This is a genomic window from Roseiflexus castenholzii DSM 13941 (genome assembly GCF_000017805.1).
GTDB classification, from domain to species: Bacteria; Chloroflexota; Chloroflexia; order Chloroflexales; family Roseiflexaceae; genus Roseiflexus; species Roseiflexus castenholzii.
The window spans coordinates 964731-991073 of sequence record NC_009767.1 but is presented as its reverse complement, the minus strand read 5'-3'; the positions used below and the strand labels follow the sequence as shown (position 1 = coordinate 991073).

Below are 26343 nucleotides of genomic sequence, written 5' to 3'. Positions count from 1 at the left end.
GTATGCCATTCTACGATTATTATGGCGAGCGGGCTGCGACCGCAGCAGGCATAGGATGGGTGCGCGCACAGGCGCGCTACGTGCTTGACCGTTTGATGCAGGCGTCGCCCTCGGCTGCATCTCTGCTCGAAATCGGACCCGGAAGAGGCGTGTTTGCTGACGCCTGTCGCCAACATCACGTTCGCTATTGCGCACTCGATATTAATATCCGTCTGTTGAGAGGTCTGGCGGATCGCAGCCACAACGGCATGCAGGCTCGAGCAACGCAGATTCCGTGCGCTGATGAGATGTTCGACATCACCTTTGCATCCCATGTCATTGAGCATAGCCCTGCATACAACGATGCGCTTGCGTTTCTGGAGGAAATGCGCCGGGTAGCGAAACGCGGCGGACTGGTCGCCATCGTTGCGCCAGACTATCTTGCGCTGCGAGAGGATTTCTGGAATTGCGACTACAGCCATAGTTTCGTCACGACCCGTCGTCGATTGCGTCAAATGTATCACGATACAGGTTTGACTATTCTTGACGAATGCAACCTCTATGGTCCGCTCACCGGCATAGTGGGATGGTGTGCCGGGCAAACATTCGGTGGACACGTCATGGGCATGATCGCCCGGACAGTGCCGGGAATAGTTGGAGAGAAACTCTACAAACTACGGCTGACTTTCGCGGGGGCAATCCTGATGATCGGTCGAGTAGCAGGATGAAACACTGGTCGCATTGGATTCGTGTCGGTTTGGGGATAGCGCTAATCGTGCTACTGGTTGTGCAATTCGCCAACACCCGATCGGTGTGGCAGACAATCATCGCAGCCCATCCGTTTCCGTTAGCCGGAAGCATCGTCATCTATTTCGTTGGGGTGATGTTGAGCTGCCTCAAATGGCATCTGTTGCTACGTGCTCAGGGCATTCGCGCATCGTTTGCGCGTCTGGTGGAGTGGTATTTGATGGGAGCGCTGGCCGGTACGCTGTTGCCTTCAGATATTGGCGGTGATCTTGGGCGCGGGTACGCGGCAGCTCGCGCGCTCGGCAACCGAGCCGGTGTCTGGACAAGCGTGGTTATGGAACGGCTCACGGGGTTGTTAGCACTGGTAGCAATGGCGTCACTGACGCTTGCATTCCTACCTGACGTGCTGGATGCGCCCGCCTGGGCGCCCATAGGCGCAGGCTTAGGGATGGCGCTCACCACCGTCGGGTTTGCTGCGCTTTCTGGCTTCCTGCCGCTCCGCCTAGCGCGCGTGCCGCATTGGATGGAACGCATCATTGCACAACTCCAGGATGTCATCACTCCCTACCGCAACAATCTCGGAACGATCGTTGCATGTCTGGGTCTATCGGTGATGTTTCATACAAACAATGCGCTCAGTTTCTGGTTGCTTGCGATATCTGTCAAATCCGACGCACCGGTTGCAACCATGATTCTCTGGCCCCTTGCGGGGGTGTTCGGGTTATTGCCGCTCACTCCTGGCGGTCTGGGCGTGCGTGAGGGAGTGACGGCAGCATTGCTCATGCGCGTCGGTCTTACACCCGATCAGGCAGTGGCGGCTGCGATGATTGCCCGAATGTTGCTGTTGCTTTGCAGTCTGACCGGCTTGCCCACGCTGGTAGCGATCATCTCTTCCATTGACAAACGTGCCTCAACCACCGGCAAGAAAGAGATGCCTGACGATGCCCAAGCCTAACGATCATCGCGCTGCACGACGTCTGATGATCATGACTGCCACCGGCTTCCTTGTCGCAACGCTGATCGTTATCAGCCGGGAAAGCGGCGCCGACTTCGCCCAAGATTATGCCGCAGCATGGGCGTGGTGGCATGGTATGGATCCTGGCACACCGACCTTTCTCATCTTCGAGGCCTGTTGTCCAGAGGATAACGTCACCGGCGCTTATCAGACGGCGCATCCGCCTTTTGCGACCATGATCGTGTTGCCATTTGGTCTTCTTCCATTCAAGACGGCGCGCGCGATCTGGCTTCTCATCGGCAGTTTTTCGATCGTGATCGCATGGCGCTACGCTCAGGTTGACCATAAAATGGCTTTGGCTACGGCGTCTATGTGGGTGATAGGTCTGTCATTGGGGTCATTGGAACCGATCGTTCTCCTGGCGCTGGCTATAGCGCTTCGCATGAGATCATCTCGTGCAAACGTATCGGCAGTACTCATAGGAGTAACTGCCGCGATCAAGATTTATCCAGGGATATTGCTTCTCGCACTGTTGATCGCTCGCCGCTGGAAGGAAGGAGCATCGGGCGTTCTGGCAGCGCTTATAGCAACACTTGTTGCCGATAGACTTGTGGGAGGGGATGCGCTCGCTGACTGGATTGCATATATTCCCTGGAATATCGAACGCTACATTGCTTCTGCCGGAAACGCGTCGGCGGTTCGATTGGTGAGTCTGGTGTTTCCTGATATTCCAACATCGCTATTATCTCTTGGGATGATTTTGGCCTTGTTAGCGCCGATTGCGCCGTATCTCTATCGTTATCGTAGCGGGGACTGGCGAACACTACTGCCGGTTATGATACTTGGCAGTCCGCTGGTCGGACCACACTATATCGCATGTGTCGGTCTTGCGTATTCCAACCGCGTGGCTGCATACTTCCTCGGCATCGGTGGCGGCATTTCGTTGCTCGCGCGTATTGGTCTTTTTCCCCTTTCTTACGAAACCGAAGCGTTCATTGTCGCGCCAATGCTGGCAGGACTGTTCATCCTCTGGCTGGAAGCCATCCGTCGTATGATCGTGCAGCATTATCCTATTGCCCGAAAAAAGAGCACGTCAGATGTCCGCTGAACCTCATCCGTCTCTCCGCGATCCTTTCCTCTGGATCGCGCTCCTGCTGATCGGCGGCATGCTCGGCTGGTTGAGCGTGGCACGCTACGAGGGCTTCAACGCCGGCATGTACGATCTGGGCAACATGGCGCAGTCCATCTGGAGCGCGACGCGCGGCGAGCCGCTGCTCTACTCCCGCCCTGAAGGATCGCGTGCGTCACGCCTGGCCGGGCATGTCGAGGTCGGCTACTTTTTGTTTGCACCTTTCTATGCGCTCTGGCCCGATCCGCGCATGCTGCTGGTCGCCCAGGCGGCGCTCTTTGCCCTCGGCGCCATCCCGGTGTACCGTCTCGCCTGGCGACGCCTCGATGCGCCGTACAGCGGAGAACGGGCTATGCCGTATGCGGCGCGCTGCCTGACATTGATCTATCTGCTCTACCCAACCGCGCAGACGAGCGTGCTCTTCGATTTTCACGCTGATACGGTTGCGGCGCCGCTGATTCTGTTGGCGCTTGATGCGCTCGATGTGCGCTCCTGGCGCCGGTTCGCGCTCTGGACGGCGCTGGCGCTCAGTATGAAGTTCTATGTCGCAGCACTGGTCGTTGGCATCGGTGTTGTGGTGTGGTTGTGGGAAGAACAACGCCGCGCCGGGATGCTGACTACCCTCGCAGGCGGCGTCTACGGCGCGCTGGCGTTCTTCGTCATTCGACCGTTGTTTGCCACACAATCGGCTGGCGGCGCCGCCGAGATCACCGGCAACTATCTGGCGTACTATTTCGGCGCGATCCACGAAATTGCGGCGACCCTGCCCGACCGCCTGCTCAACGCTGTGGTGGTCTTCGGTCCGGCGCTGCTCGTTGCGTGGCGCGGTTGGCGCTGGCTGCTGCCCGGGTTGCCGCTGGCAGGCGCCATGCTTATTTCCACCGGTCCTGGCGGCGCCTTCGACTATCGCTACCACCATTATGCGCTGGTCGCGCCCTTCCTTGTGATGGCGACAATCGATGGCGCAGCGCGCATGCAACGCACGACGCCATCGCTCCCTGGCGAGCCGCGACATCGGGGACGATCCTGGCGCGGCGATCTTGGCTTCACCGTGGCGGTAACGGCGATCTTCAGCGCGTTGCTGGTCAATACTCCGCTCAACCCTTTGTTCTGGATCGGTGCGCCCGGCTATGGCTTCGACCGGTCGGTCTACGGCGTCACTCCGCGCGATGCGCGCCTGGCGGCGTTCCTGACGACCCGTGTGCCGCCCGATGCGCCTCTCGCGGCTTCCACCTTTGTCGCAACACACCTGGTGAACCGCGAAACGGTCTATCTGGTGCGCTACCCGTTCGAGGCGCGCCCCGAACACTTGCCCGACCTGCTGCCGCAGGTGCAGTATGCGCTGCCCGATGCTCTGTTCGACTGGTATCTGCAACTCGACGATGGGTATGGCGGCGGTCTCGATTACGACCGCGAAGCAATTGCCATCCTGCTACGCGATCCGTCATTCGCGCTGGTGGACATGGAAGATGGACTGCTTCTCTTTGAACGCGATGCCGATTCCGGTCACGCGCTGGTCAATCGTGTATCGGTTGTGGACGACAATGGCGCCTCTGTCTTGCAGCAGTTCGGTCCGTTCGATCTGGTGCGCGCGAATATTGAGGTTATTGGTGAGCGGCGATTGCGTGCTTCCTTCGCGTGGCGAGTGCGTGCGGCGCTGCCGCCAGGGGTGAAGTTCGTTGCGGTGAGCCGGCTGGATGGCGCGCCGGGAGCGCGGTTTGTCCATCTCCCCGGCTACGCGCTGCATCCGGTATGGGAATGGTCGGCAGGAGACGTGATCGAAGAGACCTTCGATGTGCTCGTGCCGCCTGATACTCCGCCGGGGCGCTATGCCTGGCGCGTTGGATGGTACGATGTGCGTCACCCGGATGCGACATTGACCGATGAGCGCAGTCGAATGGCAGGAACTGCCGAATATGTGGTGACGTTCATTGAAGTGACGCCGTGACCGGCGCTCTGAGAGCGCTCTACACAGCGCCTGGGACCACGTGTCAGGCGAGTCTCAGACCCGCCTCCACGCAAGGGCAAGCCTCAGACCCGCCTGACGAGTTGCTCTACGCCGCGCTCATTCGCTCGATACGCTCCTGCACCTGTTTCAGCGCCTGATTGTCCGGCGCAACAGTGATCGCTCTGGCAATCGTTTCACGCGCCTTATCCCACTGCTCAAGCTTTGCGTAGGCGACGGTCAGGGCGTGGAGGTAATCGACATCGCGCGGCGAGTTGGCGACCGCCGCTTCCCACTGCTTCATCGCCATCCACCACATGCCTTTGCGTTGTAATGCCAGACCGATGTTGAACAGTTCGTAGTCGGTAGCGCCGCGCACTTCGGAGACGAATCGCTCTTTGGGTCCGTAGAAATCGCGCCAGCTCAATCCGACCAGGAGCATGAAGAAGGCTTTGATGCCAACATCGACCATAATAATCGTCCCTAAGAGGCTGGTGAACGCGGCGACTGCGGATACGGCTTCCTGCGAGGGAAGGAACGCCTGCGCCTGAGTGATGAAATTGCCGATCGTCGCAATGGCGCCGAGTGCCCCGAACAGCGAGCCGCCGAGTTGCAGCACAGTCACAACGGCGATGATCCAGTACGCCCAGCGGGCGCGGTTCATCATCGCGCGCGCAATCGCAATTTGCCCACCATAGAGCAAAGCGATAATCACGAAGACCACCACAATGACGAGCGGAAAATCCGAAAGACTGCCTCTTGCCGAGTTGTAGAGCGCCAGCGCGACGATCAACCCTGCAATAGCGCCCAGAATGCCCAGCACACCGCCAAGCACCCAGAGGATGCCGAGAATCGAGAGCCAGGGAGAACGTTGATCGCGCACCGGTCCACGGATCATCAGACTGCGGTCGCAGCGACGGCACCACTGGCGATCCGGTTTGTTCAACTCGCCGCAGTATGGGCAGCAGTCGCGCGCCGGGTCGCCTTCTTCCGGCGGCAGCACCTTTTCTTTGCGGCGCGGCTTTGCGCCAGGAGCAGCCGGGGGCGCTGCGGACGCAGGCGGTGTGGCGCCCGCCGCTCCTGCCACGGTAGCCGTCGCGGCTGCGGCAACCATTGGCTTTGCTACGGCGTTGGATTTGCCGAACCACGAGAAGCGGCGGGCAGGCTGTGCCGTGGAAGCCGCGCCAGGCGCCTCGTCTGGGGTGGCGGGCGCAGCAGGCGCAGCAGACCTGTCGAACCACGAAAAGCGGCGGGCAGGCTGTGGCGCTGCCGCCACGGTGGCAGAGTCGTCGGCAACGGCGCTGTGAGCCGGTTTGGACTTGCCGAACCACGAGAAACGACGAGCGGGCTTCGCACCATGCGCGCCGCCTGCGGCTTCGTCGGGAGTGGTAGGCGCAGCAGACCTGTCGAACCACGAAAAGCGGCGGGCAGGCTGTGGCGCTGCCGCCACGGTGGCAGAGTCGTCGGCAACGGCGCTGTGAGCCGGTTTGGACTTGCCGAACCACGAGAAACGACGAGCGGGTTTCGGAGCAGGCTCAGGAGTGCCAGGCGCATGGGAGTCGTGAGCAGACGCCGGTTTCGCTGATGCACTCGATTGAGATACTGACAGAGAGCCGTCCGTCGCTGGGGAATGACTCTGATTCTGAGACGATGTCTTGTCCACCTGATTTTCAGCCTGGACGGATGAGTGCGCGGTAGCAGACGACGATGGCTTCTGACCATCATTCATATTGGTAGCAGATGATGATGCCTTCTGCGCCTGCCGTGTCTGCCGATCAAGCCAGGCGATCCCCTGACGCGCCTGCGGGTTGAGCGGATTGATCCGCAGCGCCTGTTGCAGACAGCGCCGCATATCTGCGGGATTATCGACAACACCGGCGAGCCAGACCCACGCATCGTCGTTATACTGATTCTCCTGAATAGCCCGCACGAAGAATTGACGCGCCTGCGCGCGCTGCCCGGCGCGCGCGGCTGCAATGCCCTGCTGGAGCCAGTCGTTCGTCGTTGTTGTCATAGAATGTGTGCTCCGGTCAGAAATCAGGGGTTAGGAGATCATGTTCCACCTTCCCATCTTCAACGTTCAACGACCTTTCCTCCTTCCACCCCTCGTCCCTCTCTACCAATGCGAGATAAATCTCGCGTTACGCTGTTGTCGCGCCCCTCGTCCCTCTCTACCAATGCGAGATAAATCTCGCGTTACGCTGTTGTCGCGCCCCTCGCCACCAATGCCAGATAAATCTCGCGTTACGCTGTTGTCGCGCCCCTCGCCACCAATGCCAGATAAATCTCGCGTTACGCTGTTGTCGCGCCCCTCGCCACCAATGCCAGATAAATCTCGCGTTACGCTGTTGTCGCGCCCCTCGTCCCTCTCTACCAATGCCAGATAAATCTCGCGTTACGCTGTTGTCGTGCCCCTCTTGCCTCGCCCCTCTTGCCTCGCCCCTCTCCCCTCGCGCCTCTCCCCTCTCATACCAATGACCGGTGACCATCCGGCATGGTCACTCCGCGCCGCGCGAGGGGTCGTGCGCGTCCCGCGCAGATTCCTCGCTGCGTTTACCCTGAGCGAAGCGAAGGGCTCGGAATGACACGCATGCGGCATCGTCAAGCGTCATTGGTATCGCCCCTCGCCCCGCGCCCCGCGCCTCGTGCCGCGCCCCTCGCGCCTCGCCCCTCGCGCCTCGCGCCTCGCCCCTCGCGCCTCACCACAAATGCGAGATAAATCTCGCGCTACGCCATTGCCGGGCCCCTCTCGCCTCGCGCCTCACCACAAACGCGAGATAAATCTCGCGCTACGCCATTGCCGGGACCCTCTCGCCTCTCACGCCGCTCGCCTCGCCCCTCTCATACCAATGACCGGCGACCATCCGGCATGGTCACCCCGAGCCGCGCGAGGGGTCGTGCGCGTCCCGCGCAGATTCCTCGCTGCGTTTACCCTGAGCGAAGCGAAGGGCTCGGAATGACACGCATGCGGCATCGTCAAGCGTCATTGGTATCACCCCTCGCGCCTCGCCCCTCGCGCCTCGCCCCTCACGCCTCGCGCCTCGCCCCTCGCGCCTCGCGCCTCGCCCCTCGCGCCTCACCACAAATGCGAGATAAATCTCGCGCTACGCCATTGCCGGGACCCTCTCGCCTCGCGCCTCACCACAAACGCGAGATAAATCTCGCGCTACGCCATTGCCGGGACCCTCTCGCCTCTCACGCCGCTCGCCTCGCCCCTCTCATACCAATGACCGGTGACCATCCGGCAGTGTCACCCCGAGCCGCGCGAGGGGTCGTGCGCGACCCGCGCAGATTCCTCGCTGCGCTCGGAATGACCCGTCGCTGCGCTCGGAATGACACGCATGCGGCATCGTCAAGCGTCATTGGTATCACCCCTCGCGCCGCGTCCCTCTCCCCTCGCGCCTCGCCCCTCTCATACCAATGACCGGTGACCATCCGGCATGGTCACTCCGAGCCGCGCGAGGGGTCGTGCGCGACCCGCGCAGATTCCTCGCTGCGCTCGGAATGACACGCATGCGGCATCGTCAAGCGTCATTGGTATCGCCCCTCGCCCCGCGCCCCGCGCCTCGTGCCGCGCCCCTCGCGCCTCGCGCCTCGCCCCTCGCGCCTCACCACAAATGCGAGATAAATCTCGCGCTACGCCATTGCCGGGACCCTCTCGCCTCTCACGCCGCTCGCCTCGCCCCTCGCGCCTCGCCCCTCGCGCCTCACGCCTCGCCACAAATGCGAGATAAATCTCGCGCTACGCCATTGTCGGGTCCCTCGCGCCTCTTGCCTCTCTGTGCGATCAGCATACGATGAAGGCGCGTAGAAGACAAGAGAGAAAGTAGTCCTGATGGAGGATAGCACTACCGAATCATCAACAGTTGGGTATGGAGGATTCGGAAGGGGCGGCGCCTGACAGTTTCTTCCGAACAGAAAGTTCGGTGCCAGATCGCCATGCGCGATGCCAGATCAACACCAGTGCTGCGAGCACCGGTCCGTATGCAATGGCAGCGCTCTGGAACGGGAAGATGCCCAGTATACCCAAAAAGATCAATCCACTGCCCGCGAATAGTAACACCTGCTCAAGGCGCGTCAACTGAAGCAGACCTGTATGAACAATATAGTGGCTCCATACCAATGGCGTCACAAGCAGAGTGGTCGGTACGAGAGTGTGCATCCGCACCTGTCCATGCGGTGCGTTGATGAGCAGCGCCACCGCCGCACCAAAGAGAGCGACTGCCACCACCAACGGCGAGAGTTGCGGAACGAAGTCCCCTGCAATGCGGACCAGCGAAAGATTGTCCGGATTAATCCGCCATGCCAGGGCATTAGGAGTCATATGCCCCATCCAGGCGCCGGTTTTCCCGATTCCCAGCACCAAATCCCCGGCGGCCGTCGCAAGTCCGCCGGTAACAATGCCTGCGATCAAGGCATTGAGACGACGCGCAATGACCAGCGCCGCCAGCATCAGGACCGGATAGACCTTGATCGCCGCAGCCAGACCGATCAGCGCGGCAGAGAAGAGCGGACGCTCTTCTTCCTGTGACAGCGCGACCATCATCAGCGCGAAAAGAAAAGGCTCCATCGTTCCGCGATACAACCCGAAGACGCCAAAAAGCGCCGTTGCAGCGCAGACACTGACAGGAACGCGGTAGTAGTGCCAGACACCTATCAGACACGCGCCACTGATGATAAGCCATGCTAAGCGAGCATCGGTCCAGGCGAGGAAGCCAAGCGGAAGGAAAAAGACCGTTGAGAAGGGAGGATGCGCACCAGGACCAAACGCATTGTAATCCACGTTTGCATCGCACCTGCTTAGACCCGCCAGCCAGAGGTGTTCGGGAAGACGTTGCCACCAGGCGCATGCAGCGACATAATCGCCGAATAGATCAGGGTTCGGCAGGCGCTGCGCCAGAAGCAAGCCACACAAGAGAACGCCTCCGCCAATGAGCAGACGGAGAAGCGTATGCAAAAGCGGCTCACTATAAGGCAATCGCCCGCCCACTTCACGATTGCGCTTCATATCTCCAGGAGCATGCGCCCCGCGCCCACCAGCCGCGCTCACAACCCCAGGTTCCGCAGCACAACGGCAACGGCGACCAGGGCGAAGATGAGACCGGGGATCAGATAAATGAGCGCAGGACCAATACCACGGATGTCGGGCAACGCCGGACCGGCGCGCGGCGGACCGACTTCGATGCGTTGACCGCGCCAATAGGTGACTTTGCTGCGCGTCGGGGGACCGCCAGCGCGCCGCCAGACGATCCATCCCTCGCGGAGCAGATACCCCGCCGCCACTCCCAGGATCAGCGTCACCAGGGGCCAGGGCAGGGAGCGGCTATTGGTCAGCACGATGATCAGAACGATCAACGCCAGCCAGCGCCAATATTTGTGCAGCAGGTCCATCGTCTATCAGCGCACCGTCATCGGCATGACAATGTGAATATAGCCATCGGCGCCGACGGGCTTAAACACTGCCGGGTGTTGCGGCGACTGCGTTTCCAGCGCCAGCTGCGGCGTCGGGATCGCGGCAATCGCATCGGACAGAAATTTGACATTCAAAGCAATCTGCCCGCCTTCGCCTTCGATCATGGCATCGACCTGCCCCTTGTTGTCGCCAACATCGACCGCATTGGCGCTAATCGTCATACGCCCCGGTCCCAGGTCGCCGCCGGGTTCCATGTGCAGGCGCACACTATTTGATGGAGCAACCGTAAAGTAGGATGCCAGTTTGACCGCCTTCGTCAACTCCTGCGTGTCGAGGACGGCGCGCGTCTGGTACTGCTGTGGAATCACCCGATCGACATCAGGGTACTTGCCGTCGATCAGACGTGAGACTAGATCGACCGTGCTGGTATGGAAGAGCACCTGCCCGCCGCTATGGGTGACAATCATCTCGACCTGGCTCTCGTCGTCATTGAGGATGCGCGCCAGTTCATTCAGCGCACGCGCCGGAATGATCAGATCCTGTGGTTGGGCGACCGGTTCCGGCAATTCGACGATCCGCTGCGCCAGCCGGAAACCGTCGGCGGCGGCAAAGATCGCGCGGTTGTCGCGCAGGCGGAGTTGCACCCCCTGGAGCACCGGGCGCGTTTCCTCGGTGGAGGCAGCGAACGCCACCTGCTGGATCGTCTCACGGAGCAATGTTGGCGGGAAGACAGCGGTTGGCGTGCGATTATCCACCGTTGGAATGGCGGGAAACTCACCGGACTCTGTCCCTTTGATATTGCTCTCAAAGCGGGCGCATTTCAGGTTCAATGTTTGTGTGCGCCCATCGAGCGTAAGGTCAATCCGGTCATTGGGCAAACTACCGACGACATCACTCAACAGTTTTGCCGGTACGGCGACAGCGCCCTCCTCTTCGATTTTGGCGCCGATCCAGCACGTAATTCCAATCTCGAGATTCGTCGCAGCAAGTTTGAGGCGCCCGTCATCACTGGCTATCAGGATATTGCTGAGAACCGGCAGCGTGCTTTTCCCGGCGACCGCGTGACTGACAACGGCGAGACCGCGTTTCAAATTCTCCTGAAGACATGACAGCTTCATTCGGCAACTCCTTGAGCGGCGCAGGTTTCCCCGGCGACGCGCCATCGCGCGAGCGGCGTGTCTGAGACCAGGGAGTGTCATTATACCATTTCTTCTGTTATTGACGTAATTCTTCATTCCCGATACAATCGAGGCTACTTTTGGGCATCTGACGCAACCAGACCTTACGGCAACTCTTTATTCGCAGAGGCACGCACATCACATGAACGACATGCTGCACGAGATTCTGCGCGCTGCACGACGGTTGCGGCGTGCGCTGCGTCCGACGCCGCTCGAGGAGTCGATCCGGCTCGGTGCGCTGACCGATGGACGGGCATTGCTGAAGTTGGAAAACACGCAACCGACCGGATCGTTCAAAGTGCGCGGCGCACTGAACGTCTTGCTGTCGCTGCCGTCCCACGTTCGTGAACGCGGCGTCGTAGCAGCATCGTCGGGCAATCACGGCGCTGCCGTCGCCTATAGCGCACTGAGGCTCGGAGCGCCGGCGCTGATCTTCGTCCCCGAAGACACATCGCCGGTCAAGGTGAACGCTATGCGCGATTTCGGCGCCGATGTGCGGGTCTATGGCGATGATTGCGTGGTTACGGAAACATATGCGCGATCATACGCGACTGACCATGGACTGACCTATATTTCACCCTACAACGACCCGCTGGTCATCGGCGGGCAGGGAACGATCGGCGTAGAACTGGCACGCCAGATCGACCGTCTCGACGCCATTCTGGTTGCCGTCGGCGGCGGCGGGTTGATCAGCGGCATCGCCGCTTATATGAAAGCGGTGCAGCCGGATGTGCGCATCATCGGCTGTTCGCCGATCCATTCACCGGCGATGTACGAATCGGTCCTGGCAGGTGAGGTGGTATCGCCGCCTGTTCTCCCGACTCTCTCAGACGGCACGGCCGGTGGCGTGGAGCCGGGAGCGATCACCCTCGATCTGTGCCGTGCGCTGGTCGATGAATGGGTGCTGGTGTCCGAAGGAGAGATCGCTGCCGCCATGCGCCTGATGATCGAAACGCAGCACACGCTGGTGGAAGGATCGGCAGGCGTCGCTGTCGCTGGCTACCTGCGCCTCAAGGAAGAGATGCGCGGCAAGACGGCAGCAATCATCATTTGTGGCGGTAATGTCAGCCTGGCGACGTTACGTACCGTCATCGACATGCATATCTGAGAGGTGCGGTACAATGGTGCGTGTCGCCAGAGCAGGCGGCATGCGTTTCACTGAAAGGACACGGGTGCCATGACGCGAATCCCGATTGCGCTGCAATTGTACTCGGTGCGCGACGACGCAGCACGAGATTTGCAGGGCGTACTCGCCGCAGTCGCCGACATGGGGTACGAAGGAGTCGAGTTTGCCGGTTACTATGGGCACGATGCCCGAACGATTCGCGATTGGCTCGATGCGTATGGGCTTAAGGTCGCCGGCGCGCACGTCGGCATCGAGACGTTACTCGGCGATGAACTGGCGCGCACCATCGAGTTCCATCAGACCCTTGGCAATACGACTCTGATCGTTCCCGGTCTGGCGGAACAGTGGCGCAACTCGCGCGCTGCCTGGTTGACGACCGCCGAGACGCTCAACGCCATCGCTGTTGCGCTCAAGCCGTATGGCATGCGCACCGGTTATCACAACCATCATATCGAGTTTGCGCCTATGGAGGGTGAACTGCCGTGGGATACGCTCTTTAGCAACACGACCGATGATGTCATCATGCAGTTCGACACCGGTAATGCGCTCCACGGCGGCGCCCAGGCGGCGCCGTTCCTGCGCCGCTATCCGGGACGCGCGAAAACGGTGCACCTGAAGGAATACTCCGCCACCAACGACTCGGCACTCATCGGCGAAGGTGATGTGCCATGGAACGAGATTTTCGAGTTGTGCGAGACGATTGGCGGGACGGAATGGTACATCGTTGAGCAGGAGAGTTATGCCTACCCGCCGCTCGAGTGCGTCCGGCGCTGCCTCCAGGCGCTCAAGGCGATGGGGAAGTAGGTTCTTGCAGGAAGGCGCGGAACACCCACCCTTCCTGCGTCCCCCTCCTCACCCGTATCCAGACATCCGCGCCGCTGCCTGCTGTCTTCCCCAGATATTCGACCTTATCGCCGCGGCTTAAGGTCGTAAGCACCGGGTAATCAGTCCCTGGACCGGCGCGCAGGTTCAGGCGCTCGGCGACAACCTGCAACATCGGCGGCGCAGAAGGCGGCGTAACCGGGGGAGAGGCCGCCGGCTCAGGCGACGGCGCCGGAGCATCGGCGCCGAACGGCGCTGGAACATTCGTGTGCGCCTGCGTCCCGAGATTATCAGCAGCACGGCATCCCGATACAAGCCGCCAACGACACCAACCGCCAACAGCAACACAACAACAGTCATCACACCCGGATGAAAGCGCCGGGTAGATGGTTTCGGCTCTGGCTGCACGTCGTCGGGCGCCCATGGTCGCTCAGGCGTTGGCACAAAGCGCAGCCTTGCGTGGCGCGCCCGTAGCATGACCAGGTGCGGTTCTTCATCGAGATCACCGGCCATGGCGCGATCGGGCGCTACCGGAAGAGCAGCAGACGACGGATGCGATTCGTCGAGCGCCGAGCGACGCGATAGGGTCATCGTTGCGCGATCCGCCTGCTGCGTCGCGGATGGAAGCCGAACCGTCATCCGGCGGATCAAACCGAACAGCGCGATCAGTGCGATAGCAGAGCCAAGCACCAAACCGGCTACGATCCCGTTGATCTGCCACGCCAGACCGCTTATCTGCGCCATTGTGTCGTGCAACACGCTGACGATTGCCTGTGTGAGCACGAGTACAACGCCGGTGACCACAAGGAGCGCCGTAAGGATCACCAGACTATCAAGAACGAACGCAGGCGTTCCGGCCTGCCTCCCGGCAAACCGGCGTGTGCGCGTCCAACGACGTTCTAGTTCGAGTACCAGCACAGCCATCAGAACCAGCGTACACAGAACCGACGGTGTTGCAAGGTGCGACAATCGGAATACGGACAGACGGAGCGCTCTACAATATCAGAACCAGCGTACACAGAACCGACGGTGTTGCAAGTGTTGCCACGAGTGTTGTGAGGAGGCTCATAGACATCTCACGGGTCGTCGAAAACGCGGCGCAAAACCATCCAGTCCGGCTCTTCCTCTGACAGAACGGCACGTTGCTCAGCATCGGCGAGAGACCCTCGCTCAGCGCTTTCCATATCCAGAATGCCCCTCAGCGTTTCCGCCAGCAACATCGAGCAATCCGGATCGGTCGCGCGGTCGCAGAGCACTGGATCGGTCGTCAGATCACCAATGACCGCCGCAGTTTTTTCTGGGTGCGCCACAATCATCTGGACAACATATCGGAACACCCACGCATCCTGGGCACGCAACAATTCGATCCAGCGCGCGACGATTTCGTGCCGCGAGTATTCGTTGGAAGGCAGGCAGGGCGTTGAGCGCGTCGGCGATTGCTCGATCTCTGATTGCTCGACCGGTTCGAGCGACTCTCGCCAATGGGTCCCGTCTGACGGAAGCGACGCAGCAGCCGGTCGTTCACTGCTCAGCAGGCCGGTATCGGTGTCCAGAGCGACAGTTTTGGACGAAGTCGCCCACATATCCGCCTGTCCATCGTCTGCGCCGTCGGCAGCGTTCTGTTCATCTTCCCAGATCGGGCTGAGAGACGAGACCGTGGAGGACGAAACAGACGCACCACTGCGAATATCGTTCCCGTTCCAGGCAGCGCGCGCCTTATCTTCGCCCATCATGCTCACCATCTGAGCGTGTGGTGAAGCGTCCGACTGCGACTCGCGCGCGAAATCTGATGGCTTGACGTTGTGAAGCGCATCTTTCGGCTGCGTGTCTGCCTGTTGCACCTCTGACGCCAATGATTCGGCGACCTGTGAGTCGGTAAACAGTAGATGCGGAGAAGATTGATGCAGGGCACGCCGACTCTCCTGAATCTGAACCGCCGGACGCAGCAGTTCAAGATTGCTGGCAGCAAGCGTGGCTTTGAGCACTGTATCGTTCCATAACTCATCGGTCATTGCTGCGGTAGCCTCTCGTTCCTGACACGGCGCAAAGCGCGCAGCAACCCGATAGAGCGTGCGTTGCACGGCGGTACGAATGATCTGCTCGGCAGCGCCTGGAGTGTGCACGTCGCCCCTTTCGCCCAGTTTCTGCGCAATCGCGCGCGCGCGTTGAATGATCGCCTCCGCAAACTCGTGCAACACATCGATATGTTCGACCACCACGCGCTCAGGGCGCACCACCTGATAGACCAGTTGCAGCACGACCGTGAAGGCATACCCGGCATCCTGCGAGTCGAGGCGCAGATTGAGTTCGAGCAGGCGCTCACGCATATCCACTTCGCGGTACTCGAAGGGCCAATCGAGATAATCCGAGAGCACCCGCCGTGCATTCGCCGGAATAACCGAAATCACCCGACCACGGCGCGACACGACCAGCGCGATATGCGGGTGAGCGGTAAGGGGCGCAAAACGCACAATATCACGCCAGTTGCGGCGGCGGATTGGACTGACCAGAGGCTCTGATTGATAGTCTGACACATCGGCGCTACGCTGTGCCTGGTATCTTCCAGCATATGGATATCGATGAATGCACGTGTAAGGATACGCGGACGAACAAAAATGAAATGTTTACAAGGGCGAAGGTTGAGTCAAGCGGTCTAACCCCTAACCCCTGACTCTGCCCGCCGTACAAGGCGCCGGTCGAGCGCCGCAAGCCCGGCTGCCGAACCGATGCCCACTCCCAGGCAAACCAGCCAGGGTAGCGCAGGGAAGTTGATGTCGTGGCCCAAACTATAGAGCGCCCCTCCCGCATAATTGCCGATGCCGCCACCAAGCGCCAGCGCCAGCGCACTGACGCCGAAGTACGATCCGAGCGCTGCCGGGTTCGCCAGATCGGCGGCAACCGTCTGTTGTCCAGGCGCCGCCAGCAGCGCGCCGAACGAGAAGAGCGCCACACTCACCAGCAGCGCGCCAATGGCGCCGGCAAACACAACACTTCCTAACCCTAGCGCCATCAACACGATGCCAAACATCAGCACGGGAAGCGGGCGCAACCAGCGTTCCGCCAGGCGCACAACCGGATACTGCAAAAGCACGCTCATACCCGCATTCAGCGCATAGAGCCAGCTGACCGCATCGGAAGTTCCCGCCAGCGCCCGCGCTGCCAGAGGGAGCGAGATGGTCAACTGCACCCACATAAACCAGTATCCCATCAACAGAACGTTGAACGCCATGAATCGTCGGTCGCGCAGCGCCATCAGAATGCCCGCCAGCAACTCGCTGCGCTCGGCGGCAACCCGCACCGGCGGCAACAACAGGAAGGTGATTCCAGAAGCAACAAAGAAACACCCGCCAGCCGCAAGCGCAACAAAGGCAAAATCAACCCGCAAAAGCGCTGCGCCCACCAGCGGACCGAGCGACATTCCCAGCCCGCGCACAATGCCCAACACGGCAAAGTAGCGATTGCGCTCTTCGGGGCGCGTCAGCGCCACCATCGCCGCCGACGAAGGCGAATCGAACAAGGCGCCGCCAAGCGCCGCCAGAATGGCGCTGATCATCAGGAAGGGATACGTCGTCGCAACCGCCATCGCGCTGAAACTTATTGCACGAATGAGCATCCCGACGACGATTAACTCCTTCGCACCGAACCGATCTGCCAGCGCACCACCAAAGACGGTCAACCCCTGTTGCGTCAACTGCCGGATCGCCAGCACCAACCCCACGGCGCCCGCCGACCATCCCAGATCATCAACATACCGTAGGGACAGAAGGGGAATGACCATGAAGAATCCACCCCACATCAGAAATGTGATGACGAGCATCACCATCGCGCCGTGGCGCCGTTGCACCGGAGAAAGCGTCACCGAAATCTGTGCGTCTGTCATCAACTCGTCATCCTGACTATACCAATGGCTATGGACGGGCGCTGCTGAGCATAGTAGCATGTAATGTCATAGGCAGTAAACACACCGGGTTTTTTGTCACCAGAACCTATCAAGAGGATAGTGAGAGTCCTTGATCATGACCCAGGCAGGTCACAGCGAGACACGGCCCCACGCCGATGCGTTTCTTCACGCACGAGCCGTGAATCATTCTCCGCATGCCCGTGTGAGCGCCGAGGAAGGCGATGGGTTTGATCACCTTTCAATCGAGCATACCCTCAAACGCGAAAGGCAGCTCAATGCGCTGACGCAGATCCTTCACAGTGCGCACGATATTCACAGCGTCATGCCCAATGTGCTACGCATGGTCGCCGAACTGGTCGAAGCCGACGCAGTGGCGCTCCCACTGATCAGGCGCGATACCGAGACGCTGGAATTTTGTTATACGTTGGGAGTTCCCGAATCGTTGCTTGCCACAAAAGTTCCGCGCGGCGCCAACCTTTCCTGGCAGATCATCGAACATCAGCTCCCTGTGCTGATCAATGGATATCATCATCACGAGCGCGCCCTCCAGTCGCTTGTGGCGCACGACGTTCGCGCTGTCATCGGGACACCGGTCGCAGTCGATGAGCAACCGGTCGGTGTCCTCGCTGTCTATCGCATTGGGCGCGACGATCCATTCACCGCTCACGATCTCAACATCCTGACCGTTGTTGGACGGCAGATCGGTCTGACCATTGATCGAATCCAACGGTATCAGACCGCCGTCCAGGAAGCGGAGCGGCGCATTGCGCTGTTGTATGCCAGTCAACAGATCGGGGCAACCCTCGACTTGCCGCACCTGTATCGCACGATCCATCAGGCTATTACCACGCTCATACCTTGTGAATCATTTGCGCTGATGCTGATCGATTCGGGAAGCAACCGGTTGGACGTTGTGTACTGTGATGCTGATGCGCATGACCCAGCGGAGCATATCGTAGACGAAGCCGTTGCGCAGGTCCTCGCCGGTGGACAGTCGCTGTGCGTGGCAGGCGGCGGTCAGAATACACGCTTGCTGATTGTCATGCGTCGCGGCGGACAAACGCTAGGGGTCATGTCGGCGCGCACACGCGCTTCGCACATTTGTTCCGCCACTGATCTTGAAATGCTCGATCAACTGGCGACCACCGCTGCTATTGCTATCGAGAATGCCCGCCTGTTCGAGGCGGCACGGCGCGAAGCAGATATGCGCACTCGTCTCTACGAAGCGAGTCAACGACTCGGTGCGCTCCTCGATCTGAATCAGATCTATGATGAGATCTATCGCGCCACGATGTCTCTGGTCACCTGTGATGGGTTTCTGGTTGCGCTCAAGAGCGGCGAACAGGCGCCTCCAGGTGTAATCTACTGTGTCGGCCGCGCATACAGCAAGGCATGCGCCAATCTTGCACATCGCGCCATTGAGAAGGAAGAGTCGCTACGGTGTGATAACACTGAGTGTGGAAGCAGCGTCCTCGTTGCTGTAATGCGCCGTGGCGGACGGGTCATCGGCGCCATCCTCGTTCGCGCGTCGCAACCATATACCTACACCGACGCCGACCGCAGCGCCCTCGAACTCCTCGGTGCAACCGCGGCGATTGCCATCGACAATGCGCGCCTCTTCGCCGATGCGCGCCGCCATGCAACGATCGACGAACTGACCGGTGTGTGGAACCGACGCTCTTTCTTCGAGAACGCCAGGCGCGAGTTTTTGCGCAGTCAGCGCACCTTGCGTCCGCTGGCGGTGCTGATGTTTGATATCGATCACTTCAAGTCGGTCAACGACACCTACGGGCACGCGGTCGGCGATCAGGCGCTGCGCGACCTGGCGGAACGCTGCCGCAATCAATTGCGAGGCATCGATATTATTGGGCGCTACGGCGGCGAAGAATTCGCTGTGGCGCTCCCCGATACCGATATTGACGCGGCGGAACATATTGCGGAGCGTCTGCGCACTGCTGTCGAGAATACCCCGTTTGCGACTGCTCAGGGATCAATTTCCTTGACGATCAGCATTGGGGTGGCGGTATGTCATCCAGACGATCAGACAACGCTCGATGCCATCATTGATCGCGCCGATCGGGCGCTGTACCTCGCCAAGCGCAGTGGACGCAACAGTGTGCGGGTCTGGTCGTATTCTGCAAAAGAGTCTAAGGGTTAGAGGTTACCTGCCACATGCCCATCTGCCACGCTCTCATCCGCGTACCCACGCTGCTGCGCCCGGGGGGCGGGGCGGGGCAGAGACCCGCCTCTTCGCTGGGGGCGGGTCAGAGACCCGCCTCTTCGCTGGGGGCGGGGCAGAGACCCGCCTCTTCGCTGGGGGCGGGTCAGAGACCCGCCTCTCCGCTGGGGGCGGGGCAGAGACCCGCCTCTTCGCTGGGGGCGGGGCAGAGACCCGCCTCTTCGCTGGGGGCGGGGCAGAGACCCGCCTCTCCGCTGGGGGCGGGGCAGAGACCCGCCTCTTCGCTGGGGGCGGGGCAGAGACCCGCCTCTTCGCTGGGGGCGGGGCAGAGACCCGCCTTTTCGCTGGGGGCGGGGCAGAGACCCGCCTTTTCGCTGGGGGCGGGGCAGAGACCCGCCTTTTCGCTGGGGGCGGGTCAGAGACCCGCCTTTTCGCTGGGGGCGGGTCAGAGACCCGCCCCTTCTGCGCTGCGCGTTCGTGCATTGCTGATGATCACACTTTTCACCCACGTGATGCGACGAGGGTCGCCGTTTGCTGCACCCGCGCCGCAAAACGCGGCAGAACGACAGCCACCAGGATCAGCACTATGCCCACCACCTGCAACAGTTCGAGGCGCTCACCGAGCAATGTCACAGCAATCAGCGCAGCGACCGGCGCCTCGATTACCGAGATCAGTCCTGCAACTTTCCCAGGAATGTAGCGCAGCGATTGGGTAAACAGAGCATAGCCGCCAAGCGTCGGTCCAACGGCGATCATTGCCAGAATCACCCAGGCAGACGGTGCTTCGATTGACCACAGATATGAGCGCGTGGACGGCGCAAGATAGTCGGCTGCCAGCGCCAATGCGACGAGCGTCAGCGCACCGAAGATCATTGTGTATGCCAGCGTCGTCCAGGGGCTGATCGATGGCGCATTGCGCTGACCGATCAGCACATAGACTGTATGGGTCAACGCGGTCAGCAACCCGATGACCGCGCCAGTCCAACTGATCCGCAGAATGGCAGGATCATAAGCGCGCACAACCAGCGCACATCCCGCCAGCGCCAGCGCCAGGGCGACTATGTGCGCTTTCGTGATCTGTTCGCGAAACAACAGCCACGCGCCAAGCGCCACAAAGACGGGATAGGTATAAATGAGCACCACCGCAATAGCGGCGCCGTTCAGCGTCACCGACCAGAGCCAGAGAGCATGGTACATGCCAATCGAAATCATGCCGGTCAGCGCCAGTTGCACAATGGCGCGCGTGCCGATGCGCAGCAACGCCGGACGGAAGGCCAGAAGTCCCCCAGCACAGACAACCGCAATCAACAGATCGCGCCAGAGCGCCAGGGTGAGGCCAGGAATGGCGTACCGGGTGATAAGGTACGAGAGACCAGGCGCGGTTGAGGCCCAGACGACCGCCGCAAGCGCGCTGAGGGCATAACCAGTACGAGCATGAGGCTGCATCAGAATGTGTGTTCCTCTCCATGGTATGAGCGTTGCATAACGCCTATAGTACACGAGATTTGCAGTCGGTTGGAGTTCGGGCACGCGATCATCAGGCAAACGACGGGATGGAAGCAGAAAGCGTCCCGGCAGCATACCGCCGATACGTCGTGTACAATAGTGTCGAGGAGGACGCTTGACTTCTATCCACCGTCGTGCTATACTGGCGTCATAACGCAATGCGTTATGAAGGTGGATCGAAGGATGCTCCTTCCCGTACATATCGTAGCAGCAGGAGGTCCCCTATGACCGAGGAAGTCGAGGTCAAAGTCACCGAAGTCGAGGAGAGTGCGCCGGGAGCCAATAAGTGGATCATCGATGGCATGCGCCGGTTGCTGCTTGCCAGTTTTGGCGCGGTCGCCATGACCTTCGACGAGGTCGAAGCGTTCGTCAAGAAACTCGTCGAACGAGGTGAACTCGCCCAGAAGGACGCGGAGAAACTTCTGCACGAAATGCAGAACCGTCTGACGGCGAATCGTCCGCAGGTCGAGAAGGTGAGTGACCGGGTCGAGCAGGGCATGGAAGAGTTTCTCAACCGGCTGAACATTCCATCCAAACGCGACATTGATGAACTGAGCCAGAAGATCGCGCAACTGGCTGCGCGCGTTGAGGAACTGCGGAAGAGCCAGGAGTGATCGGTCCGATACTGTCGGAACAGCGCCAGAAACCGGACGCCAGAGCGCACCATTTATGCGCCAACGGCGCCCGGTTTCTGATTCTCGGTTCTGCTCAGGCGCAGAGTAAGCAAGAGAACATCGACACAGATCGCAACGGATGTGCACGGATGAGACTCTCCGTCGTCCCCGGTTCTCAGTTCTCACAACCCCGAACCCCCGCCTCCTCGTGCTATACTGAAACCATGCACAAAACCGACACATCGTGGGTGAGGTAGTCGATGAAGGCTGTGGTCATGGCTGGCGGTGAGGGTTCACGTCTGCGCCCTCTCACGATCAACCGCCCGAAACCCATGGTGCCCATTGTTGATCGCCATGTAATGGCGCACATTATCGAGTTGCTCAAACGACACGGCATCACCGACATCGTGGTGACGGTTCAGTACCTGGCAAATGTCATCCAGGACCACTTCGGCGACGGATCGGCATATGGCGTCCATATCGAATATTCACTCGAAGAACAACCGCTGGGCACAGCCGGCAGCGTCAAGAATGCCGAACGCTTCCTGCGCGAGCCGTTTCTCGTCATCTCCGGCGACGCGCTCACCGATTTCGATCTGACGAAGATCATCGAGTTTCATCAAAGCCACGGCGCGACCGCCACGATCACCCTGACCCGCGTTCCCAATCCGCTCGATTACGGCGTGGTGGTGGTGGATGAACGCGGCTATGTGCGTCAGTTCCTCGAAAAACCGAGCTGGGGCGAGGTCTTTTCCGATACGGTCAATACCGGCATCTATGTCGTCACCCCTGAAATCTTCCGCTATATCGAAAAAGGCGCGTTCACCGACTGGTCGAAAGACGTCTTTCCGCGCATGCTGCGCAGTGGAAACCTGCCGGTCGGCTATGTCGCCGAAGGGTACTGGACCGACATCGGCACGATTGAAGAATACATGCGCGCCAGTCGCGACTATATGCAGGGGAAGGTCAACCTGCCGCGTGTCGGTGAACGCATCTTCGATGAGGTGTGGGTCGAAGGGGATGTCGAAATTGCGCCCGATGCGCAGTTCCATGGTCCGGTCTTCCTGGGGCATGGCGTCAAAATCAAGAGCGGCGCCATCATCCATGGTCCGTCGGCGATCCGCGACTATACCATCATCGACACCCGCGCAACGATTGACCGCTCGATCATCTGGCGCAACTCGTACATCGGTGAACGCGCCGAACTGCGCGGCGCCATCGTGATGCGGCAGTGCAACATCAAAAGCCGTGCCGTCCTCTTTGAGGGCACGGTTGTCGGCGATCAGACGATCATCAATGCTGGCGCGGTGATCGGCGCAAACGTCAAAATCTGGCCCAGCAAGGAAGTCGAGGAAGGGGCGACGATCAGTTCCAGCATCATCTGGGGATCGCAGGGGCGCCGTGTGCTCTTTGGGCGTTCGGGGATTTCAGGACTGGTCAATATCGACCTGACCCCTGAGTTCGGTGCGCGGCTCGGCGCTGCCTTCGGCGCAACGCTGCCGCGCGGCGCCGTGGTGACGACCAGCCGCGACACGCACTATACGCCGCGCATGATCAAACGCGGATTGGTCGCCGGGTTGCCCTCGGCTGGCGTGCACGTTGCCGAACTCCACGACGTGCCATTGCCGGTTGCCCGTGTGATTACCCGCGCAATCAACGCCGCCGGCGGCGTCCATGTGCGCCTGTCACCGCTCGACAGTCGCGTGGTGGACATCAAATTTTTCGATGCCGACGGACTCGATATCGATACCGCCACCGAGCGCAAAATCGAGGGGGTCTTCTTTCGCGAAGATTACCGGCGGGTCTATCTTGACGAAATCGGGCGTATCAACGAAGTGGAGCATATCAATCAGATCTACACCGATATGTTCCTCGGCGCGCTCCGTCCTGACGCACTTGCCAGCATTGCCCGCAATTTTCAGGTCGTGATCGACTATGCGAACGCCAATACGTCGAATTTCCTCCCGGCCATTCTGCGGCGGTTGCACATCGAAGCGGTCGAACTGAACGCCAACCTCGACGCACAGCTTTTGTTTCAGACGCCGCAACAATTCGAGGCGGGCATGGAACGGCTGGCGCGGATTACGCCGGTTCTCGAAGCGTCGCTGGGAGCGCGACTCGACGCAGGGGGGGAGAAAATCTTCCTGGTTGACGATACCGGGAAACGACTACCGGGGATGCAGGCGCTCGCAGCCATCACCGCGCTGGCGCTGGCAGTCAATGGCGGGGGAACGGTTGCGGTGCCGGTCACGGCGCCCCGCGCATTCGAGATGATTGCCGCCAAGTATGGAGGACGAATTGTGCGCACCCGCGCCACCCTTGGCGCGCTCATGCGCACGGCGGCAGCCAGTCGCGATATGCTTTTGCTAGGGGATGGCGCCGGCAGCGTGATTTTTCCCTCGTTCTACCCGATTGCCGATGGCATGTTCGCCATCGTGAAAATTGTCGAACTGCTGGCGCTTCAACAGGTCCGCCTGTCTGAAATTGTACGGGATCTGCCGCACTACTTTATGAGCCAGGCGCGCGTGCCCTGCCGCTGGGAATTCAAGGGCAAAGTGATGCGCATTCTGAACCAGCAGTATCAGGACCGTAAGCTCGATCAGGTCGATGGGGTGAAAATCGATCTCGGCGACGAATGGGTGCTGATTCTTCCCGATCCCGACGGACCGTTCTTTCACGTCATCGCCGAAGGCAGCAGCGACGAGCAGGCGCGCGTCCTGGCAGAGAAATATGCCGGACTGGTGACGGGGTTGCAGTAGGAAGAAAATGTGTCCGACTTTTGCAGTCTGCACTCTAGAAGGTGGAAAAGCGCATCGAGGCACGAGGCTTGGAGCAAGAGGGGTTGAACATCAGGTGAATATCAGTAATACTCTTCGTCGGCTTCGCTTGAGGCACGAGGCTTGGGGCAAGAGGGGTTAATACCGATTACGATTGACGATGCCGCATGCGTGTCATTCCGAGCCCTTCGCTTCGCTCAGGGTAAACGCAGCGAGGAATCTGCGCGGGTCGCGCACGACCCCTCGCGCTGCTCAGGGTGACCATGCCGGATGGTCACCGGTCATTGGTATAAGGCCGTCCTCCATCGTGCCCGACAAGCAACACGCTAAGGTTCGCTCAGACGATCAAAAGTGAACCCGGCAGGAAGGAGTTCCTCGACCGAGACAATGCGCCATGCTCCCTGAAGATTCGCCAGGAGCACCACTGCGCGCGGCGCAAGCTCGAAGATGACCTGACGACATCCACCACACGGACTGACCGGTTCTGGCGTATCGGCAATGACTGCCAGCGCGACGATCGCACGCTCACCCGCTGCATAGGCGCCGAACAACGCCACCCGTTCGGCGCAGATCGCCGAAGGATACGCGGCATTCTCGATATTGCAGCCAGAGAACAGCATACCGGATGCAGTGCGCACTGCGGCGCCGACGGCAAAGCGCGAGTAGGGGCAGTAGGCGCGTTCGCGCGCGGCGGCGGCGGCGGCAAGGAGTTCTGTCAGTTCCGGCGTCAACTCACTCATGATTCTTTCGATCTTCGCCAGGCGTGGCAGAAATTGCATCTTCCTGAGGCAACCGATACTGTAGGCGCAACTTCCGCAGGCGCAGACCATCCATCGAGAGGACCACAACGGTCACGCCATCGGCGATCTGCACCGTATCACCGACTTTCGGCACCCGACCAAGGCGCTCGAACACCATCCCCCCAATCCGATCCGACTCCTCCGACGCCAGACGCAACCCGGTAAGATCGTTGATATCATCGATCGGCACACGCGCATCCACCTCCATATCCCCAGGCGCAAGCACCCGGATCGGCTGCTCGTCCACATCATACTCATCTTGAATCTCACCGACGATTTCCTCGATCACATCCTCGATAGTGATAAGACCGGCAGTGCCGCCATACTCATCGACAACGATCGCCAGATGGATTTTGCGCGCCTGAAGGTCTTTCAGAAGGGCATCCACTTTCATCGTGTCGGGCACGAAGTGCGCAGTGCGGAGCAGCGCGCCAATCGATGCATCACGTTGCCCGGAACGCAACCAGAGCAACAAATCCTTCGCATAGAGAATGCCCACAATGTGGTCGATCGTCTCGCGGTACACCGGAATACGTGAGTGACCGGTCGTAATGATGATGTTGAGCGCCTCATCGATAGAGGCAGTTTCCTCAAGTGCCACAATATCCACGCGCGGAATCATCACCTCACGCACCGTTGTATCACCGAAGGAAAAGATTCCTTCGATCATCTCCCGTTCTTCTGGTTCGATCAACCCTTCCTCTTCGCCGACATTCACCAGCATGCGGAGTTCCTCTTCAGTCACCAGCGGCATCGACGAGGTGGTCTGCCCGCTGGCGACACGAAGGAACGGGCGGGTGAGCAATCCGATCACCCAGATGAACGGCGCCAGAAGGCGCGCAATCAGCGCCATTGGACTGGCGAGCGCGCGTGCAGTTGCCGCAGGGTTACCGATTGCCAGCGCTTTTGGCAATGCTTCGGCGAAGATGAGAATGCCGAGCAACAACCCGGTAAGCGCAGCAAGGCGCCATTGCCACATCTGATCGTCGCACAGGCGCAAGGTCAGTGCTGTTGCCGTTATGGTCGCCGTGCTATTGAGCAGCAGAACCGTTGCTTTGAAGCGATATGGCTCGGCGAGCAGGCGGTCAATCACCTGCGCACGCCGCGCGTCGGTCTCGTGCAGCAACCCCAGACGATGGCGACTGATCGCCGTCATTGCTGCATCGATTGCCGATGTGAATGCCAGAACGAAGAGACAGAGAAGAATGCCTGCCAGAACCAGGCCGATTTCAACGTCCAACGTGCTATCCTCACCCGCGCGGTCGCAGGACG

The 26343-nt window shown here is 60.3% G+C and carries 20 protein-coding genes; 9 read left to right on the top strand and 11 right to left on the bottom strand.

Going from position 1 to position 26343, the window contains the following annotated elements; translation table 11 throughout:
- The first annotated feature begins 2 nt into the window (after positions 1-2).
- The 4 genes from RCAS_RS03910 to RCAS_RS03895 are packed head-to-tail and all read left to right on the top strand — an operon-like array spanning position 3 to position 4758.
- Positions 3-707, top strand: coding sequence for a class I SAM-dependent methyltransferase (locus RCAS_RS03910; RefSeq protein ID WP_012119307.1), 705 nt, complete (start codon positions 3-5; stop codon positions 705-707).
- A complete protein-coding gene (locus tag RCAS_RS03905; RefSeq protein ID WP_012119306.1) occupies positions 704-1681 on the top strand; it encodes a lysylphosphatidylglycerol synthase transmembrane domain-containing protein in 978 nt (325 codons plus the stop codon). Before RCAS_RS03910 ends, RCAS_RS03905 begins: the two co-directional genes overlap by 4 nt.
- Entirely contained in the window at positions 1668-2789 is a 1122-nt protein-coding gene (locus RCAS_RS03900) for a glycosyltransferase family 87 protein (RefSeq protein ID WP_012119305.1), read from the top strand. Before RCAS_RS03905 ends, RCAS_RS03900 begins: the two co-directional genes overlap by 14 nt.
- Complete coding sequence (locus RCAS_RS03895) at positions 2779-4758, top strand: DUF2079 domain-containing protein (RefSeq protein ID WP_012119304.1); 1980 nt, start codon at positions 2779-2781, stop codon at positions 4756-4758. Before RCAS_RS03900 ends, RCAS_RS03895 begins: the two co-directional genes overlap by 11 nt.
- A 106-nt stretch (positions 4759-4864) precedes the next feature.
- On the opposite strand, the gene RCAS_RS03890 is transcribed toward RCAS_RS03895, so the two are convergent.
- From RCAS_RS03890 to dnaN, 4 genes are all read right to left on the bottom strand, one after another.
- Positions 4865-6769, bottom strand: a complete 1905-nt coding sequence (locus tag RCAS_RS03890) for a tetratricopeptide repeat protein (RefSeq protein WP_012119303.1) — start codon at positions 6767-6769, stop codon at positions 4865-4867.
- Positions 6770-8614: 1845 nt separating this feature from the next.
- The gene (locus tag RCAS_RS03885) at positions 8615-9763 is read right to left on the bottom strand and encodes a glycosyltransferase family 87 protein (RefSeq protein WP_012119302.1); all 1149 of its coding nucleotides are present in this window, start codon (positions 9761-9763) and stop codon (positions 8615-8617) included.
- A 38-nt stretch (positions 9764-9801) separates the two neighbouring features.
- The gene (locus RCAS_RS03880; protein WP_012119301.1) at positions 9802-10146 is read right to left on the bottom strand and encodes a hypothetical protein; all 345 of its coding nucleotides are present in this window, start codon (positions 10144-10146) and stop codon (positions 9802-9804) included.
- Positions 10147-10152: 6 nt separating this feature from the next.
- Positions 10153-11286 (bottom strand): DNA polymerase III subunit beta, encoded by a 1134-nt coding sequence (gene dnaN, locus RCAS_RS03875; RefSeq protein ID WP_012119300.1) that lies wholly within the window; start codon positions 11284-11286, stop codon positions 10153-10155.
- A 211-nt stretch (positions 11287-11497) separates the two neighbouring features.
- Between dnaN and RCAS_RS03870 the strand changes: the two genes are divergently transcribed.
- Together RCAS_RS03870 and RCAS_RS03865 are read left to right on the top strand one after the other, a co-directional pair.
- A complete protein-coding gene (locus RCAS_RS03870; RefSeq protein WP_232280159.1) occupies positions 11498-12454 on the top strand; it encodes a threonine/serine dehydratase in 957 nt (318 codons plus the stop codon).
- 69 nt (positions 12455-12523) lie between these two features.
- Positions 12524-13276: a sugar phosphate isomerase/epimerase family protein gene (locus RCAS_RS03865; RefSeq protein WP_012119298.1), complete on the top strand. Its 753-nt coding sequence runs from the start codon at positions 12524-12526 to the stop codon at positions 13274-13276.
- Here RCAS_RS03865 and RCAS_RS26415 read toward each other — a convergent pair.
- The 4 genes from RCAS_RS26415 to RCAS_RS03850 form a co-directional block, all read right to left on the bottom strand.
- Positions 13257-13469: an SH3 domain-containing protein gene (locus RCAS_RS26415; protein WP_198135993.1), complete on the bottom strand. Its 213-nt coding sequence runs from the start codon at positions 13467-13469 to the stop codon at positions 13257-13259. The two genes, RCAS_RS03865 and RCAS_RS26415, sit on opposite strands and share 20 nt — an antisense overlap.
- Positions 13442-14218: a hypothetical protein gene (locus RCAS_RS25505; RefSeq protein WP_012119297.1), complete on the bottom strand. Its 777-nt coding sequence runs from the start codon at positions 14216-14218 to the stop codon at positions 13442-13444. Before RCAS_RS25505 ends, RCAS_RS26415 begins: the two co-directional genes overlap by 28 nt.
- A 152-nt stretch (positions 14219-14370) precedes the next feature.
- Entirely contained in the window at positions 14371-15828 is a 1458-nt protein-coding gene (locus RCAS_RS03855) for a hypothetical protein (RefSeq protein ID WP_041330179.1), read from the bottom strand.
- A gap of 119 nt (positions 15829-15947) precedes the next feature.
- Positions 15948-17174: an MFS transporter gene (locus tag RCAS_RS03850; RefSeq protein WP_012119295.1), complete on the bottom strand. Its 1227-nt coding sequence runs from the start codon at positions 17172-17174 to the stop codon at positions 15948-15950.
- Positions 17175-17373: 199 nt separating this feature from the next.
- Between RCAS_RS03850 and RCAS_RS03845 the strand changes: the two genes are divergently transcribed.
- Entirely contained in the window at positions 17374-19353 is a 1980-nt protein-coding gene (locus RCAS_RS03845) for a diguanylate cyclase (protein ID WP_232280158.1), read from the top strand.
- A 522-nt stretch (positions 19354-19875) separates the two neighbouring features.
- Here the strand turns inward: RCAS_RS03845 and RCAS_RS03840 are convergent.
- Complete coding sequence (locus RCAS_RS03840) at positions 19876-20820, bottom strand: DMT family transporter (RefSeq protein ID WP_012119293.1); 945 nt, start codon at positions 20818-20820, stop codon at positions 19876-19878.
- A gap of 284 nt (positions 20821-21104) precedes the next feature.
- Here RCAS_RS03840 and RCAS_RS03835 point away from each other — a divergent pair, with 284 nt between their 5' ends.
- Both RCAS_RS03835 and RCAS_RS03830 read left to right on the top strand, forming a co-directional pair.
- Positions 21105-21494, top strand: coding sequence for a phasin family protein (locus RCAS_RS03835; RefSeq protein WP_012119292.1), 390 nt, complete (start codon positions 21105-21107; stop codon positions 21492-21494).
- A gap of 260 nt (positions 21495-21754) precedes the next feature.
- A complete protein-coding gene (locus tag RCAS_RS03830) occupies positions 21755-24253 on the top strand; it encodes a mannose-1-phosphate guanyltransferase (RefSeq protein WP_012119291.1) in 2499 nt (832 codons plus the stop codon).
- 344 nt (positions 24254-24597) lie between these two features.
- Here RCAS_RS03830 and cdd read toward each other — a convergent pair whose 3' ends face one another.
- On the bottom strand, positions 24598-25011 hold the full coding sequence (gene cdd / locus RCAS_RS03825) for a cytidine deaminase (protein ID WP_012119290.1): 414 nt from the start codon (positions 25009-25011) through the stop codon (positions 24598-24600).
- Entirely contained in the window at positions 25004-26311 is a 1308-nt protein-coding gene (locus tag RCAS_RS03820) for a hemolysin family protein (protein ID WP_012119289.1), read from the bottom strand. Before RCAS_RS03820 ends, cdd begins: the two co-directional genes overlap by 8 nt.
- Positions 26312-26343: the final 32 nt, after the last annotated feature.

Bases quoted from the DNA above. Each gene is read 5' to 3' on its own strand.
- RCAS_RS03910 (WP_012119307.1), top strand. From the start codon at position 3: ATGCCATTCTACGATTATTATGGCGAGCGGGCTGCGACCGCAGCAGGC.
- RCAS_RS03905 (WP_012119306.1), top strand. From the start codon at position 704: ATGAAACACTGGTCGCATTGGATTCGTGTCGGTTTGGGGATAGCGCTA.
- RCAS_RS03900 (WP_012119305.1), top strand. From the start codon at position 1,668: ATGCCCAAGCCTAACGATCATCGCGCTGCACGACGTCTGATGATCATG.
- RCAS_RS03895 (WP_012119304.1), top strand. From the start codon at position 2,779: ATGTCCGCTGAACCTCATCCGTCTCTCCGCGATCCTTTCCTCTGGATC.
- RCAS_RS03890 (WP_012119303.1), bottom strand. From the start codon at position 6,769: ATGACAACAACGACGAACGACTGGCTCCAGCAGGGCATTGCAGCCGCG.
- RCAS_RS03885 (WP_012119302.1), bottom strand. From the start codon at position 9,763: ATGAAGCGCAATCGTGAAGTGGGCGGGCGATTGCCTTATAGTGAGCCG.
- RCAS_RS03880 (WP_012119301.1), bottom strand. From the start codon at position 10,146: ATGGACCTGCTGCACAAATATTGGCGCTGGCTGGCGTTGATCGTTCTG.
- dnaN (WP_012119300.1), bottom strand. From the start codon at position 11,286: ATGAAGCTGTCATGTCTTCAGGAGAATTTGAAACGCGGTCTCGCCGTT.
- RCAS_RS03870 (WP_232280159.1), top strand. From the start codon at position 11,498: ATGCTGCACGAGATTCTGCGCGCTGCACGACGGTTGCGGCGTGCGCTG.
- RCAS_RS03865 (WP_012119298.1), top strand. From the start codon at position 12,524: ATGACGCGAATCCCGATTGCGCTGCAATTGTACTCGGTGCGCGACGAC.
- RCAS_RS26415 (WP_198135993.1), bottom strand. From the start codon at position 13,469: ATGTTGCAGGTTGTCGCCGAGCGCCTGAACCTGCGCGCCGGTCCAGGG.
- RCAS_RS25505 (WP_012119297.1), bottom strand. From the start codon at position 14,218: ATGGCTGTGCTGGTACTCGAACTAGAACGTCGTTGGACGCGCACACGC.
- RCAS_RS03850 (WP_012119295.1), bottom strand. From the start codon at position 17,174: ATGACAGACGCACAGATTTCGGTGACGCTTTCTCCGGTGCAACGGCGC.
- RCAS_RS03840 (WP_012119293.1), bottom strand. From the start codon at position 20,820: ATGCAGCCTCATGCTCGTACTGGTTATGCCCTCAGCGCGCTTGCGGCG.
- RCAS_RS03835 (WP_012119292.1), top strand. From the start codon at position 21,105: ATGACCGAGGAAGTCGAGGTCAAAGTCACCGAAGTCGAGGAGAGTGCG.
- RCAS_RS03830 (WP_012119291.1), top strand. From the start codon at position 21,755: ATGAAGGCTGTGGTCATGGCTGGCGGTGAGGGTTCACGTCTGCGCCCT.
- cdd (WP_012119290.1), bottom strand. From the start codon at position 25,011: ATGAGTGAGTTGACGCCGGAACTGACAGAACTCCTTGCCGCCGCCGCC.